The organism is Nocardiopsis metallicus (genome assembly GCF_014201115.1).
Lineage (GTDB): Bacteria > Actinomycetota > Actinomycetes > Streptosporangiales > Streptosporangiaceae > Nocardiopsis > Nocardiopsis metallicus.
The window spans coordinates 5515048-5527971 of record NZ_JACHDO010000001.1 but is presented as its reverse complement, the minus strand read 5'-3'; the positions used below and the strand labels follow the sequence as shown (position 1 = coordinate 5527971).

General features: G+C 71.1%; 13 protein-coding genes and 1 tRNA gene. 8 read left to right on the top strand and 6 right to left on the bottom strand.

What is annotated here, in order from left to right; translation table 11 throughout:
* Window positions 1-571 precede the first annotated feature (571 nt).
* From HNR07_RS24220 to HNR07_RS24210, 3 genes are all read left to right on the top strand, one after another.
* Window positions 572-1096 carry a lytic polysaccharide monooxygenase auxiliary activity family 9 protein gene (locus HNR07_RS24220; protein ID WP_184366932.1) on the top strand — a complete coding sequence of 175 codons (525 nt, stop codon included), beginning with the start codon at window positions 572-574 and terminating at the stop codon, window positions 1094-1096.
* A 281-nt stretch (window positions 1097-1377) separates the two neighbouring features.
* Window positions 1378-2322 carry a hypothetical protein gene (locus HNR07_RS24215; protein ID WP_246420481.1) on the top strand — a complete coding sequence of 315 codons (945 nt, stop codon included), beginning with the start codon at window positions 1378-1380 and terminating at the stop codon, window positions 2320-2322.
* A 74-nt stretch (window positions 2323-2396) separates the two neighbouring features.
* The gene (locus HNR07_RS24210; protein WP_184366931.1) at window positions 2397-3122 is read left to right on the top strand and encodes a hypothetical protein; all 726 of its coding nucleotides are present in this window, start codon (window positions 2397-2399) and stop codon (window positions 3120-3122) included.
* Here the strand turns inward: HNR07_RS24210 and HNR07_RS24205 are convergent.
* The 3 genes from HNR07_RS24205 to HNR07_RS24195 all read right to left on the bottom strand — a co-directional run bounded on the left by HNR07_RS24205 (window position 3106) and on the right by HNR07_RS24195 (window position 4709).
* Window positions 3106-3552: a hypothetical protein gene (locus HNR07_RS24205; protein WP_184366930.1), complete on the bottom strand. Its 447-nt coding sequence runs from the start codon at window positions 3550-3552 to the stop codon at window positions 3106-3108. The genes HNR07_RS24210 and HNR07_RS24205 overlap by 17 nt on opposite strands.
* 88 nt (window positions 3553-3640) lie before the next feature.
* Window positions 3641-3714 (bottom strand) — tRNA-Pro (locus HNR07_RS24200).
* Window positions 3715-3788: 74 nt separating this feature from the next.
* Complete coding sequence (locus tag HNR07_RS24195) at window positions 3789-4709, bottom strand: metallophosphoesterase (RefSeq protein WP_184366929.1); 921 nt, start codon at window positions 4707-4709, stop codon at window positions 3789-3791.
* A 99-nt stretch (window positions 4710-4808) separates the two neighbouring features.
* On the opposite strand from HNR07_RS24195, the gene HNR07_RS24190 reads away from it, so the two are divergent.
* Window positions 4809-5261: a GatB/YqeY domain-containing protein gene (locus HNR07_RS24190; protein WP_184366928.1), complete on the top strand. Its 453-nt coding sequence runs from the start codon at window positions 4809-4811 to the stop codon at window positions 5259-5261.
* A 210-nt stretch (window positions 5262-5471) separates the two neighbouring features.
* Here HNR07_RS24190 and HNR07_RS24185 read toward each other — a convergent pair whose 3' ends face one another.
* Window positions 5472-7868, bottom strand: coding sequence for a penicillin-binding protein (locus tag HNR07_RS24185; RefSeq protein ID WP_184372575.1), 2397 nt, complete (start codon window positions 7866-7868; stop codon window positions 5472-5474).
* A gap of 437 nt (window positions 7869-8305) precedes the next feature.
* Between HNR07_RS24185 and HNR07_RS24180 the strand changes: the two genes are divergently transcribed.
* Entirely contained in the window at window positions 8306-8623 is a 318-nt protein-coding gene (locus HNR07_RS24180; protein WP_184366927.1) for a WhiB family transcriptional regulator, read from the top strand.
* A 69-nt stretch (window positions 8624-8692) separates the two neighbouring features.
* Here the strand turns inward: HNR07_RS24180 and HNR07_RS24175 are convergent, their stop codons facing one another.
* Both HNR07_RS24175 and HNR07_RS24170 read right to left on the bottom strand, forming a co-directional pair.
* A complete protein-coding gene (locus HNR07_RS24175; RefSeq protein ID WP_184372573.1) occupies window positions 8693-9901 on the bottom strand; it encodes an ArsA family ATPase in 1209 nt (402 codons plus the stop codon).
* 50 nt (window positions 9902-9951) lie between these two features.
* Window positions 9952-11019, bottom strand: a complete 1068-nt coding sequence (locus HNR07_RS24170) for an ArsA-related P-loop ATPase (RefSeq protein ID WP_184366926.1) — start codon at window positions 11017-11019, stop codon at window positions 9952-9954.
* A gap of 262 nt (window positions 11020-11281) precedes the next feature.
* On the opposite strand from HNR07_RS24170, the gene HNR07_RS24165 reads away from it, so the two are divergent.
* Genes HNR07_RS24165 through HNR07_RS24155 form a run of 3 tightly spaced genes read left to right on the top strand, consistent with a single transcriptional unit; the run spans window position 11282 to window position 12879 of the window.
* Entirely contained in the window at window positions 11282-11455 is a 174-nt protein-coding gene (locus HNR07_RS24165) for a DUF4177 domain-containing protein (RefSeq protein ID WP_017546677.1), read from the top strand.
* Window positions 11456-11917: a RidA family protein gene (locus tag HNR07_RS24160; RefSeq protein ID WP_184366925.1), complete on the top strand. Its 462-nt coding sequence runs from the start codon at window positions 11456-11458 to the stop codon at window positions 11915-11917.
* 59 nt (window positions 11918-11976) lie between these two features.
* Window positions 11977-12879 (top strand): NUDIX hydrolase, encoded by a 903-nt coding sequence (locus HNR07_RS24155; protein WP_184366924.1) that lies wholly within the window; start codon window positions 11977-11979, stop codon window positions 12877-12879.
* The last annotated feature ends 45 nt before the right edge of the window (window positions 12880-12924 follow it).

Below are 12924 nucleotides of genomic sequence, written 5' to 3'. Positions count from 1 at the left end.
TCTCCGCTTCGTTCTGTCACCTTCCAGCCGGTTCCGTCCACGGGTTTTCCACCCCTCCGGGCAGCCGCCCCCTCGACGCCCCGCCGTTGACGCGTCGCCGGCCTTCGCCAGGTTCCCGGCAGAACCCCGCGATCCGCGAGGGGAAGGAAACTCTTACCTCCAGGTGAGGTCTGGCGGGACGCGCGAAGGGCCGACCAATTGGTCTAGTCCTCTCCCGGGTAGGCCGGTGCCCAGCGGAGCCGGTCATCGGACCAGTTCGGAAGCGCACCAGCCCGAGCAGGCCCGCCAGTACCAGTGCCCGAAGCCCGGTCACTGGGCTCTTCCACCGGTACGGGAGCCCCACCTTTCCCGCTGGCAACAGGGGCCTTGACGCCCCGTTACAGCCTCCTTACCGTCTTCGGCACCGGGTGGACGGACCTTCCCGAAACCCACGGGAACGCTCCCGGGCACCCAGTCCGGGACTCACGGAAATAACCGGCCGTGAGCGCCTCCCACCCGCCCTGGGCCGGAAACGGTCCGGGTCACCCCGCTACGGCCCCCGAGGTCGTGACCCAGAAGAAGGGCTCTCCTCATGAGCATCAGCAGTAAGTTCCGCTCCACCGCGGCCGTCGGCGCCGCGACGGCCCTGGCCTTCACCCTGATGCCCGCGGGCACCGCCAACGCCCACGGCTACATCGACACCCCCGCCAGTCGGCAGGCGCAGTGCGCCGCGGGGGTCGTCGCATGCGGCCCGATCCAGTGGGAGCCGCAGAGCGTCGAGGGCCCCAAGGGCCTGATGAGCTGTTCCGGAGGCAACGCGGCCTTCTCCGAGCTGGACGACGACGGTTACGGCTGGGACGTCACCCCGGTCGGCACCACCGCCACCTTCGACTGGACCATCACCGCCGCCCACTCCACCGCCACGTGGGAGTACTTCATCGACGGCAACCTGATCGAGAGCTTCGACGACGGCGGTGCGCGGCCGCCGTGGAACTTCTCCCACGACGTCGACCTGTCCGGCTACAGCGGCGAGCAGACCGTGCTGGCCCGCTGGAACGTCGCGGACACCCCGATGGCCTTCTACGTCTGCGTCGACGTCAACGTCGGCGCCCTGTAGCGACCGGGCCCAGGGCTTCGGAGGGAGCCTCCCGTACGTCGTGACGCCCCGCGCCAGCGCGTTGTGACACCAGCCCCGGTCCGGCCCCGCAGCCGGGCCGGGGCGTCTCCGTGCACGGGGCGTCCCGCCCGGGGGCCGGGTCCCCGGACGGCTTCTCGCGGCCGGATCCGGCCGCGATCGACTGTGAACGGTACGACGGTGACCGCTGCCCGGTTTGCCGGCAGCCGCGTGGGATCATGCCTGGGGTCAGGTCACGACTACTCCTGGACGGACCCTCTCGTATGGGACAGCCCTTCCCGCCGCCCCCACCCGGTCATTCCGGCCACCAGGGGCAGCAGAACCAGTTTCCGCAGCAGCCGCCGGGCCAGCCCCAGCAGCACCCCCAACAGCCGGGGCGCCCCCAGTACTCGGGGCAGCCTCAGCAGCCCCAACCCCAGCAGCCCCAACCCCAGCAGCCGGGCCTGCCCCAGCCGCCGTTCCAGAACCAGCCGCCGCAGCAGCACGGCCCGCCCCCGCAGCAGTCCGGCTACCCCGGCACGCCGCCCGGCCAACAGCCCCCGACCGCCGGGCGCCGCCCCCGGACCGCGCTGACCGTCGCCCTCACCGCCGGTCTCACCCTCGCCGTGCTCGGCTCCCTCACCTGGGCGTTCGCCTCCTCCTACGGTTCCTCCACCGGGGTGGGCGCAGCCAGCGGCCTGCCGACCGACGACCCCTGCGCGGGCGTCGACGAGGTCACGCTCTCCAGGATGGACGGCGAGATCTCCTCCTGGCAGGCGGACACCTACAACAACGGGTGCAGCTGGGTCGTCACCCTGGGGGAGCACGAGGACACCAGCCTCTCCTACAGCCGTTCCGTGCCGATGTCCGGCGCCGACGCCGACTTCGCGGAGGAACTGGACGATGAGGTCGAGGTTCCCCGCGACGTCGACAGCCTGTACGAGCTGATGGTCGAGGACGCCTCCGAGCTCTCGTACGAGTCGGACTCCATCAGGATCTTCGACAGCCGGGACCGGCAGCTCGACTTCGGGGACGAGAGCGTGATCGTCCTGGCCGACATCTCCTACTCGGATGACGAAATCAGCAGCCAGCGCGTCAACGTCATCGTCCGTGAGGGCCGGGTCGTCAGTCAGCTCAGCTACAGCCTGAGCGTCTGGAGCATCGAACCCATCGATCTGGACGAGGCCGAGGACCTGGTCCGCGACATCACCGTCGACCTGTTCGGATGACGGACAGCGCTCTTCCTCCTCGGCCCCACTTCCCCTGAAACGTGCATGGACGACGTCCAGAACAGGAGACCGCCGTGTACAACGGCCCATCCCAGCAGTTCCCGCAGCAACCTCAGCAGCAGCCCCAATCCCATCCCCACCAGGGCCGACCGGCGCCGTCTCCGCGCCGGGGCGGTACCGGACGCACCATCGGGATCACCCTGGCGGCCACGACCGGTGTCTACGCCCTGATCGCCGGGGGTTTCTGGCTGGTCTCCTCCCCCGGCGCCGCCGTGGCGGGACCCGAGTTCGAGGGTCTGCCCACCGACCCCTGCTCCGTACCGAACGGCTCCCAACTCAACTCCGTCTCCGCGAGGCTGGCGAGCGCGCACCTGACCCCGAGCAGCTCCCGCTGCGTGTGGCACGTCGAGTGGTCGGACGGTTCCCAGGGAAACCTGAACGTCAGGTACCGCTTCCCCGTGGACAGCGACAACGAGCCCCAGCGGCGCGCGTCGGACGTCGAGAGGGAGTACGAGGAGCGGTTCGAGCAGCTGACCGAAGGCGAGGTGGACGACTACTGGACGGTGGAGGTCCAGGAGTCACGCGAACTGGACGTCGGCGAACAGGCGGTGGTGGCGCACGTCCGGGAGGGCTACGAGGACCTTCGCGGCAAAGCCGAGGTGCTGGTCCTGGCGGACGGTGTGCTGATCGACGTCTGGGCCAGCGAGGCCTGGGACGAGAACCCCGGCCGCCCCGACTTCACCGATGACGAGGACACCCTGATCTCCATCGCCGAAAGCGCCGTCAGCCACCTGGGGTGACCGCCGTGCCAAGGGCGGGGAGAACTTCTTCCGGGAGGCCTCCGGGGAGGTCGTCGAAGCCGTGTTTCCCGTGCCGCTCAGACACACCCGGCCTCCCGGTGCGCGGCTCGCACGATCTCTCCGGCGGTTCGGATCGCCTTACCGCGGACACGGGGTCCTCGTCATTGACGGCTCGCTCGGCTTCGCGTAGCTGGTGGGCGGTGGCGGGGCGGCGCTCGATGGCGACCGTGACCGCCCACTTGCGATAGAGCACGCGGATCGCAGCGACGCTGTCCTCTTCACCCGCTCGGCTGAACGCGATCCGTATCTCCTCGAAGAACTCACTCAGAGGGGAGGGCGCGACCGTCGCCACAGCCTGCCGGAGTTCGGGAAGTCTCTGCGCGGGTGGCGGGATGACCGCGTCCGCGTCGTCGATGATCGGAAGAGTCATCTGCATCTCCCGATTCGCGTCAACGCACGAGCCGCATCAACGCCAAAGGCCCGGCAAGGTGTGAACCTTACCGGGCCTTCTGCCTCTGTCGGGGTGGCGGGATTTGAACCCACGACCTCTTCGTCCCGAACGAAGCGCGCTGCCAAGCTGCGCTACACCCCGAAGCAACGTCCCCAAGTCTAGCGGACTCCGGGAGTGCTTGTGCACGTCAATATCTTCGGGGCGGAATCAGCAGTTCAGGAGGGTGCGACCAGGTCCAGGAGCGAGGCCTCGGGGCGGCAGCAGAAGCGCACCGGGGCGTACGGGGACGTGCCCAGGCCGCCGGACACGTGCAGCCACGCGTCGCCGTACCCGTTGAGCCCCCAGGCCCGCTTGCGGTCGATCCCGCAGTTGGTGACCAGCGTCCCGTAGAACGGCAGGCACAGCTGGCCGCCGTGCGTGTGACCGGCCAGCAGGAGCTGGTAGCCGTCGGCCTCGAAACGGTCCAGGTTGGCGGGTTCCGGCGAGTGCAGCACGCCCAGCCGGATGTCGGCCGCCGGGTCGGCCGGGCCCGCGACGTCCTCGTAGCGGTCCAGCTTGATGTGCGAGTCGTGTACCCCGGCCAGGGCCACGTCCAGCCCGTTGGCCTTCAGCGCACCCTTGTGGTTGTTCAGGTCCAGCCAGCCCGAGGCCGACATCGACGCGCCCAGCTCGCGCCAGGGCAGGTCCGGCACCCGGCGCTTGTTGTAGTCCGTCTTGCTGGTCCGCCACAGGTAGCGCGCCGGGTTCTTCAGCTGCGGGGAGAACAGGTCGTTGGACCCGTACACGAACGCGCCCGGGCGGTCCAGGAGCGGACCCAGGGCGTCCATGAAGGGCCCGACCGCCTCCGGGTGCGCCAGCGAGTCGCCGGTGTTGACCACCAGGTCCGGCTCATAGGCCTCCAGCCCCCGGATCCAGTCGATGAGCATCTTCCGGCCGGGCGTCAGGTGAGCGTCGGACAGGTGTAGGATCCGCAGGCGCGGGCTGCCGGGGGGCAGTAGGGGGAGTTCGTACCGGCGCAGCCGGAACCAGTTTCGTTCGATGACCGAGGCGTACCCCAGCCCGGCCACACCGACCGCGCCGGTGATCGCGGCCGCGCGCCCGATCCGGCGCAGGAGTGGTCTGTTGTCGGCGCCCATCCGGCCCTCCTTCGTCGTCGACTGATCGTCTCAGATGCCGGGGCCGCCCCGTACGCAAACCGTTGGGCCGGTCGGGTCGGGCAGCCGTAGGATCGAGCCATGTCCGAACTCAAAGCCCGCCTCAAGTCCGACCTCACCACCGCCATGAAGGCGAAGGACAAGGTCCGCACCGCCACCCTGCGCATGGTGCTCACCACCATCGCCACCGAGGAGTCCGCGGGCTCGTCCCAGCGGTCCCTCGACGACGACGAGGTCACCAAGCTCCTCATCCGAGAGGCCAAGAAGCGCCGCGAGGCCGCCGAGGCCTTCGACAAGGGCGGCCGCCCCGAGGCCGCCGCCAACGAGCGGGCCGAGAGCGAGGTCCTTTCGGACTACCTGCCCAAGCCCCTCACCGACGACGAGCTCTCCCAGCTGGTGGCCGCCGCGATCAGTGAGACCGGAGCCTCCGGGATGAAGGAGATGGGCAAGGTCATGAAGGTGGTCAACGCCCGGGTCGCGGGACGGGCCGACGGCGCCCGCGTGGCGGCCGAGGTCAAGGGCCAGCTGGCGTAGCGGTTCCCGGGGTTCCCAGGGCTCTCCGGTGCCCTCCGGGTCCTCCGGGCCCGGCTTCTCCCGTGCGGCTCCCTCGAACAGGCCTTCCGGGCCCTCCCGAGGTGCCGTGGCACAACGTGAAGGGGGCGGTGGTGACCTGTCACCACCGCCCCCTTCCGTATGCTCTCCGGCGCTACCTCACCGGGGCCGGTCCCTCAGGGTTGTAGGGGATCAGTCCCCGTCCCCCCGGGTGATCGGGCCCGCCGGGGTCACCGGGTACCAGTCCCCGCCGGGAGCGTCGTCGGTGCTGGCCCGGCCGCCGCCGCTGCTCAGGAACACGTTGACCGTGGCCCCCTCGGGGAGCCGGGTGCCCGGGTTCGGGTTGACCGCGGCCACCGAACCCTCGGACTCCGACGACCGGACGGTCGTCCCGGACACGTTCACCACGTAACCGGCGGCCTCCAGCGCGGACACGGCGTCCGACTCGCTCATACCCACGACGTTCGGCACACCGCCGTCGTCACTGGCGGGGCTGGCCTCGTCCTCGTCATCGTCGTCATCGTCGTTGCGGGGCGGGGCGGGCTCGGAGGTCGAGCCGAACTTGCCCGGCGCGGACGCCAACTGCTCGGTCTCCAGGCCCTCGTGGGCGCCGCGCATGGTCTCCTGCCAGATCGGGCCGGGGATCGTCGCCCCGTACACGACCCCGAAGTAGCGGTCGCCGATCCGGACGTTGCGCAGCGGGTGCTGCTGGGGGCCGCGGGGGTCCCCGACGAACACGCTGCTGGCCATCTGCGGGGTGAACCCGGCGAACCAGGCCGCCGCGGAACCGTCGGTGGTGCCGGTCTTGCCCGCGGCCGGACGGCCGATGCCCAGGCTGGAGGCGGTGCCGCCGTTGAAGGTCTGCGCCAGCAGGTAGCTGGTGCCGTCGGCGACGTCCTCGTCGATCACGCGCTCGCACTGCGGCTCGATGTCGATGGTGGTGCCCGCCTGGCGGTCCTCGATCTGGGTGATGGCCTGCGGCTCGCAGTACACGCCGCCGGAGGCGAAGGTCGCGTAGGCGTTGGCCACCCGCAGCGGGGAGACCTCCTCGCTGCCGAGGGTGAAGCTGCTGTTGGCGAGGGTGTTGTCGTTCTCGGTGAACAGGGTGCCGTCGGCACGCTTCAGCCCGAGCTTCTCGGCCATCTTGATCGTGTCGCACAGCCCGGCACGCGCCTGGAGCTGGGCGAAGTAGGTGTTGGAGGAGGACTTGGTGCCGGACACCATGTTGTGGTTGCCCGCGTTGCTGTCACCGGCGTTGCTCAGCGTCCACGACTCGAGCCGACCGCCGTTGCAGGAGACCTGCCCGCTCACCGTGGTGGTGCTCGGCGAGTTGAACGAGGTGCTGAAGGGCATGCCCTTGTCCAGCGCCGCGGCGAGGGTGATCGCCTTGAAGGTCGACCCCGCCTGGAAGCCGCTGCTGCCGCCGCGGTCCGCGTCGGTGACGAAGTTGATGGACGTCTCGCCGAGCTTGCTCTCGTCGGGTCCGTAGTTGCGGCTCTGCATCATGCCGAGGATGCGGCCGGTGCCCGGCTCGATGACCGCCTGGGCGGCCACCTTGCGGGCGTCGTTCTTGCGCGGCACCCACTTGTCCACGGCCTTCTGACCCGCCTCCTGCGTCTGCGGGTCCAGGGTGGTGTGGATCTCCAGGCCCGCGGTGCGCAGCCAGCGCGCCCGCTCGGTCTCGTTGGGGCCGAAGCGCTCGTCCTGCTCGATCTCCTGCACCACGTAGTCGCAGAAGAAGGGCTGGTCGCTGGGGACGCACCCGTTGGGCGGGGTGTCCAGGTCCAGGTCCATCTCCTCGGCCTTGGCCTCCTCGGCCTCCGCCTCGGTGATGGCCTCGGTGGCGACCATGCGGTCCAGGACGACGTTGCGCCGATCGGTGGTCTGCTCGGGGAAGAAGCGCGGGTTGTACAGGTACGGGTAGCGGACCAGGCCGGCGATGGTCGCGGCCTGGTGCAGCTCCAGCTCGCTCGCGGGCACCTGGAAGAAGTGCTGCGCGGCGGACTCGACGCCGTAGGCGCCGTCACTGAAGTAGGCGATATTGAGGTAGCCCTCGAGGATCTCGTCCTTGGACATCCGCTGTTCCAGGGCGACCGCGTAGCGCAGCTCCCGGATCTTGCGGGCGATCGTCTCCTCGCGTGCCTCGTCCAGTTCCTCCTGCGAGGTGGCGGCCTCGATCTGGACGTTCTTCACGTACTGCTGGGTGATGGAGGAGGCCCCCTCGGTGTTGCCGCCCGCGGTCCGGATGGCGGCGCGCAGCGTGCCGGACACGTCCAGGCCGCTGTGCTCGTAGAAGCGGGAGTCCTCGACCGCCAGGATCGCGTCGATCATCACCGGGGAGATGTCGTCGATGTCGACGAGCTCACGGTTCTGGTCGAAGATCTCGGCGATCACGCCGCCTTCGCGGTCATAGATGGTGGACCGCTGCGGGGGCGGCGGTGTCTCCAGTTGACTGGGCATGTCCAGGAAGCCGCTGGCGACGTTGCGGGCGGTGATCCCCATGCCGCCGACCGCCGGGAGGGCGAGCGCGGCGACGAGGAGGCCGGCGATCACGCCGACGACCACCAGCTGGCTGATTCTTTGAAGCAATGTCCCCTGACCCACCCCATCAGACTAAGTGACCGCGAACGCGTAAAAGCGGTGCGATCGGTAACGGACGGTGCGCTTTGGCGCTGAATCGCCCATGCCGACGCGCGAGCCGTGCCCCCGGACCATCTTTCCACGGTTAACGCTGACCGGCCTCTGCCCGGTTCGTCCGGCCTGTGTCCCTTCCCCCGCTCGGGGAGGGGAGGGCCGGTCGCGCAATGGCCCGCTCGGGCCATATCCATGGGACGGAAAGTGGGTCGAGTGGGTTCTGTTGGCGCGGCGATCCGAACCGTACTTTCGAGATACGGGGGTGTCGTGACAACACGTGCACGTAGCACCCCACGCGGTAGCGGGAGGCCACCGTGTTCACCTCCACTCAACCAGAGCACAACAACCACCTGGGACCGCGAGCGCAACCATACGTCTGGGAAGTGGGCCACATGTGGACCAACCAGTGGACGACGAAGGCACTGTGCCGACAAATCGATCCCGACGCACTGTTCGTCCAGGGGGCCGCGCAGAACCGGGCCAAGCTCTTCTGCCAGGGCTGTCCCGTACGCACCGAGTGCCTGGCGGACGCGCTGGACCACCGGGTCGAGTTCGGGGTCTGGGGCGGCATGACCGAACGCGAGCGCCGCTCCCTGCTGCGCAAGCACCCGGAGGTCACCGACTGGGGACCCCTGCTGAAAGGGGCGCGGGGACAGGGCGCGGACGACCTGTCCCGGTTCGTTCGCGTCCTGGGGGAGGCGCTCGCCTGAGTCCGGCGGGCCTCCAGGGCCCGGCTGAACCCGGCTGAGTCCGGTGCGCCCACCTGAGCCCGGCGGGACTCAGCGGGCGTCCGGGGTCTCCTCCGCCGCTGTCCCCTCCGGTCCCTCCACCGGGTCCTGAGGCCCCCCGGCGAGCGCGGACCCCACCCCGCGCAGCCCGGCCAGGTCGTGCACGTCCTCGGGCCGCGCCGCGACCTCGGTCACCCGCACCCCTGGGTGCGCGGACAGCAACCGGGACCGCAGCCGTGCCTCGCGTTCGTGTGTGCGTACCCGCTCCGCGTGCAGCCGCAGCGCCGCCTCCGCCAGCGGGTGGGTGCCCGCCTCCGCGAGGGCCCCCGCCGCGGCCGACGCCTCGACCGCGCCCAGACGTCCCCCGGGACCGGTCGGCAGCGGGTGCGTCCGGTTGATCACCAGCCCGGCCAGCGGCATGGACTCCTTCGCCAGCCGGTCCATGAAATAGGAGGCCTCGCGCATCGCGTCCGTGTCCGGGACCGCCACCACCACGAACGCCGTCCCGGGTGTCTGGAGCAGCCGGTAGGTGCGCTCGGCGCGCTCCTGGAAACCGCCGAACACCGTGTCGAAGGCCGAGACGAAGGCCCGTAGGTCGCTCAGGAACTGGGCGCCGACGACCTTGCCCACCACCGAGCTCACCACGTTGAACCCGGCCCCCAGCAGCCGGAACGCTCCGGTGGCGGGGGTGCTCAGGAAGCGGATGAGCTTGCCGTCCAGGAACCGCCCGAGCCGCTTGGGGGCGTCGAGGAAGTCCAGCGCTGACCGGCTGGGCGGGGTGTCCACCACGATCAGGTCCCACTCGCCGGACTGGCGCAGCTGCCCGAGCTTCTCCATCGCCATGTACTCCTGCGTGCCGGAGAAGCTCGTGGAGAGGGTCTGGTAGAAGGGGTTGGCCAGGATCTGCCGGGCCCGCTCGGGGTCGGCGTGCTCCCTGACCACCTCGTCGAAGGTCCGCTTCATGTCGAGCATCATGGCGTGCAGGCTGCCCTCGCCCGGCTCGCCCGTCCCGGGCAGCGGCACCGGGCGCGGGGTGTTGTCCAGCTCCGCCAGCCCCATCGACTGCGCCAGCCGCCGGGCCGGGTCCACGGTGATCACCACGGTCCGCCTGCCGCGTTCGGCGGCCCTCAGGCCCAGCGCCGCGGCGGTGGTGGTCTTGCCGACCCCGCCCGCCCCGCAGCACACGACGATCCGGGTCCGCGGGTCGCCCAGGAGCGCGTCCACGTCCAGACGGCCGCCCTCTCTCTCGTCCGGCTCCAGACGGTAACCCTCCCCCGCGCCGACGTCCCGCCGGGCGCTCGCCTGCTCGGTCACCGTCCCACCCCCTGCTCGGTCAGCCGCCGTGCCAGGTCGGCCAGCGCGGCGCGGTCCACCCCGCCCTCCAGCCGGGGGAGTTCCACCAGCGGTCGGCCCAGCGCTTCGAGCTCACCCCGGACCCGCTCCTCCAGACGATGGCGCAGGGCGTGGGCCCGCACCTCCCCGGCCAGGTCCGCGGCCAGCTCCTCGTGGTGCTCCGACAGTGCGGGGTCCAACCGCGCGGCCTTCAGCCCTGAGGCGAGCTCGGCGGTGTCCAGGTCCGCGGCGGCCGCGGCGGCCAGGTCGGTCTCGTCGAGCAGCGGCGCGGCGACCATGTTCACCACGACCGCGCCCAGGTCGAGGCCCAGTTCCCCGATCTCGGCGATCCCGTCCCGGGTCTCCTGGGCGGGCATCTCCTCCAGCGCCGTCACGAAGTGCACCCGGGTCTGCGTGGAGCGGATGACCTCCATGACCCGGTCGGCGTGGTTGCGGATCGGGCCGACCTTCGCCAGCCCGGCCACCTCGGAGTTGACGTTCAGGAACCGCCCGATCCGCCCGGTGGGCGGGGCGTCCATCACCACGGCGTCGTAGTGGTAGGGCGCGTCGGAACGGGTGTCCGTGGCACGGCGCCGCGCTCCCGCGCGCCGCCGGACCGCCTCGGTCGCCTTGCCGGTGAGTAGGACGTCCCGCAGCCCGGGGGCGATCGTGGTGGCGAAGTCCACGGCGCCCAGCCTGGTGAGCGCCTGACCGGCCCGCCGCATCCCGTAGAACATCTCGAGGTATTCCAGCAGGGCCGCCTCGGCGTCCGCCGCCAGCACGTGCACGGAACCGCCGTTCGGCGCGGAGATCATCTCGCGTTCCTCGTAGGGCAGCGAGGGGCTGCCGAGCAGGGTGGCCACCCCCTGGCGGCCCTCCACCTCGACCAGGAGCACTCGCCCGCCCCGGGAGGCCAGGGACAGTGCCAGCGCCGTGGCGGCCGTCGTCTTCCCCGTACCGCCCTTGCCCGTCACGATGTGCAGCCGGGCACCGGCGAACGCCGCCGCCGGATCGGCTTCTCGCGGTCCCTGTTCACGATCGTTCACCCCACGGAGTCTATGTGCGGGCCCTCGTCGGGGGCGGTCGCGGGCGGGGCGCGCCCCGCCCGCGACCGCCCCGGAGACGTACCGAAGGCGTGGGGCGCGTGCGGCGCGACCTACCCGGGGCCCGTCGGGAGCGCGCTGCGGAGTCGGCTCCCGGCCCAGGCGTGACCCGGTACGCCTGGCCTGCCGGGTGGGTGCGGGTGAGTAAGGTGAGCGGCGTTGAGGTGCGGCCCCACGGGCCGCCGGTGACCGAGAGGGGTAGACGATGACCAAGTGGGAGTACCAGAGCGTGGCACTGCTGTCGCACGCCACCAAGCAGATCCTGGACAACTGGGGCGAGGACGGCTGGGAGCTCGTCTCCGTCGTGCCCGCGCCGCTGCCCGAGGGCACCGACCCGCGCAACCAGCAGTACGTGGCCTACATGAAGCGGGCCAAGTAGATGGCGACCCCCGAGGAGCGCATCGCCGAGCTGGGACTGACCCTGCCCGAGGTGGTTCCCCCGGTCGCGGCCTACCAGCCGGCCGTCCGCAGCGGTGACCACGTCTACGTCTCCGGCCAGCTGCCGTTCGTCGACGGCAGGCTGCCCGCGACCGGCAAGGTCGGTGCCGAGGTCGACGCCGATACCGCCAAGGAACTGGCCGCCCTGTGCGCGCTGAACGCCATCGCCGCGGTGCGCGCCGAGGTCGGCGAGCTGACCAATGTGGTGCGGATCGTCAAGGTGGGCGGTTTCGTCGCCAGCACCCCCGACTTCACCGGCCAGCCCGGTGTGATCAACGGGGCCAGCGAGCTGCTCGGCAGCGTGTTCGGCGAGGCCGGGGTGCACGCCCGCGCCGCCGTCGGTGTCGCGGCCCTGCCGCTGGACGCCCCGGTCGAGGTTGACATGATCGTCGAGGTCCGCTGACCGGACCCGAGGACCTCCCGGGCCACAGCGCGGCTTTCGTGAACGACAGGAGTACGTCGATGACCGAGAACGACGGTGTGGCCCGCGAGGACGGTGCGGCCCGGCCCCGCCCCGCCGCCACCGTGATGCTGCTGCGCCCCGCGGCGGGCACCACGGCCGCCGCGGACACGGCCGGTACGACCGCCGCCGGGGCCGCCACGGGCGCCCGGGCGGAGCGCCCCATGGAGGTCCTGCTCATGCGCAGGGTCCCCTCCATGGGCTTCGCCCCGGGCGCCTTCGTGTTCCCCGGCGGCCGGGTGGACGAGCGCGACGCCGACGGCGACCTCCCGTGGACCGGCCCCAAGCCCGAGGAGTGGGCCGGTGTCCTGGGCACCGACGTGCCGATGGCCCGGGCCCTGGTGTGCGCCGCCGTCCGGGAGACCTTCGAGGAGACCGGCGTCCTGCTGGCCAGCGAACCGGAGCGGGCGGGGGAGGAGGCCATCACCCTCGACACCGCCACCGACGACTGGGAGCGGGACCGGCTCGGCCTCATCGACCACACCCACTCCTTCACCGAGGTACTGAACCGGCGCGGGCTCGTGCTGCGTTCGGAGTGGCTGCGCGCGTGGTCCCGGTGGATCACCCCCGAGAACCAGCCGCGCCGCTTCGACACCTGGTTCTTCACCGCCGAACTCCCGCCCGGGCAGGCTCCGCGCGATGTCGGCGGGGAGGCCGACCTCACCCAGTGGACGGATCCGTCCGTGGTCGCCGCCGAGTGGGAGGCGGGGCGGATGCCGATGCTGCCGCCGACCGTCATCGCCTGCGCTGAGCTGGCGGAGCGGCGGACCCTCCGGGGTGTGAGGGAAGCCCTACGGGATATCGTTCCCATCGAACCGGACGTTCGGGAAATCGACGGTCAGATCCGTGTCGTTGCCCCGGACGGCAGCGACTTCCCCCTACCGAGGCCCAACGCGAATCCGTGAGTGTCCGCGCCCGCTGGTGTGGAGTGCTCTGTCGCGGAAAGGTTT

Coding starts and splice junctions, on each gene's coding strand:
- HNR07_RS24220 (WP_184366932.1), top strand. CDS start 572: ATGAGCATCAGCAGTAAGTTCCGCTCCACCGCGGCCGTCGGCGCCGCG.
- HNR07_RS24215 (WP_246420481.1), top strand. CDS start 1,378: ATGGGACAGCCCTTCCCGCCGCCCCCACCCGGTCATTCCGGCCACCAG.
- HNR07_RS24205 (WP_184366930.1), bottom strand. CDS start 3,552: ATGACTCTTCCGATCATCGACGACGCGGACGCGGTCATCCCGCCACCC.
- HNR07_RS24195 (WP_184366929.1), bottom strand. CDS start 4,709: ATGGGCGCCGACAACAGACCACTCCTGCGCCGGATCGGGCGCGCGGCC.
- HNR07_RS24190 (WP_184366928.1), top strand. CDS start 4,809: ATGTCCGAACTCAAAGCCCGCCTCAAGTCCGACCTCACCACCGCCATG.
- HNR07_RS24180 (WP_184366927.1), top strand. CDS start 8,306: ATGTGGACCAACCAGTGGACGACGAAGGCACTGTGCCGACAAATCGAT.
- HNR07_RS24165 (WP_017546677.1), top strand. CDS start 11,282: ATGACCAAGTGGGAGTACCAGAGCGTGGCACTGCTGTCGCACGCCACC.
- HNR07_RS24160 (WP_184366925.1), top strand. CDS start 11,456: ATGGCGACCCCCGAGGAGCGCATCGCCGAGCTGGGACTGACCCTGCCC.
- HNR07_RS24155 (WP_184366924.1), top strand. CDS start 11,977: ATGACCGAGAACGACGGTGTGGCCCGCGAGGACGGTGCGGCCCGGCCC.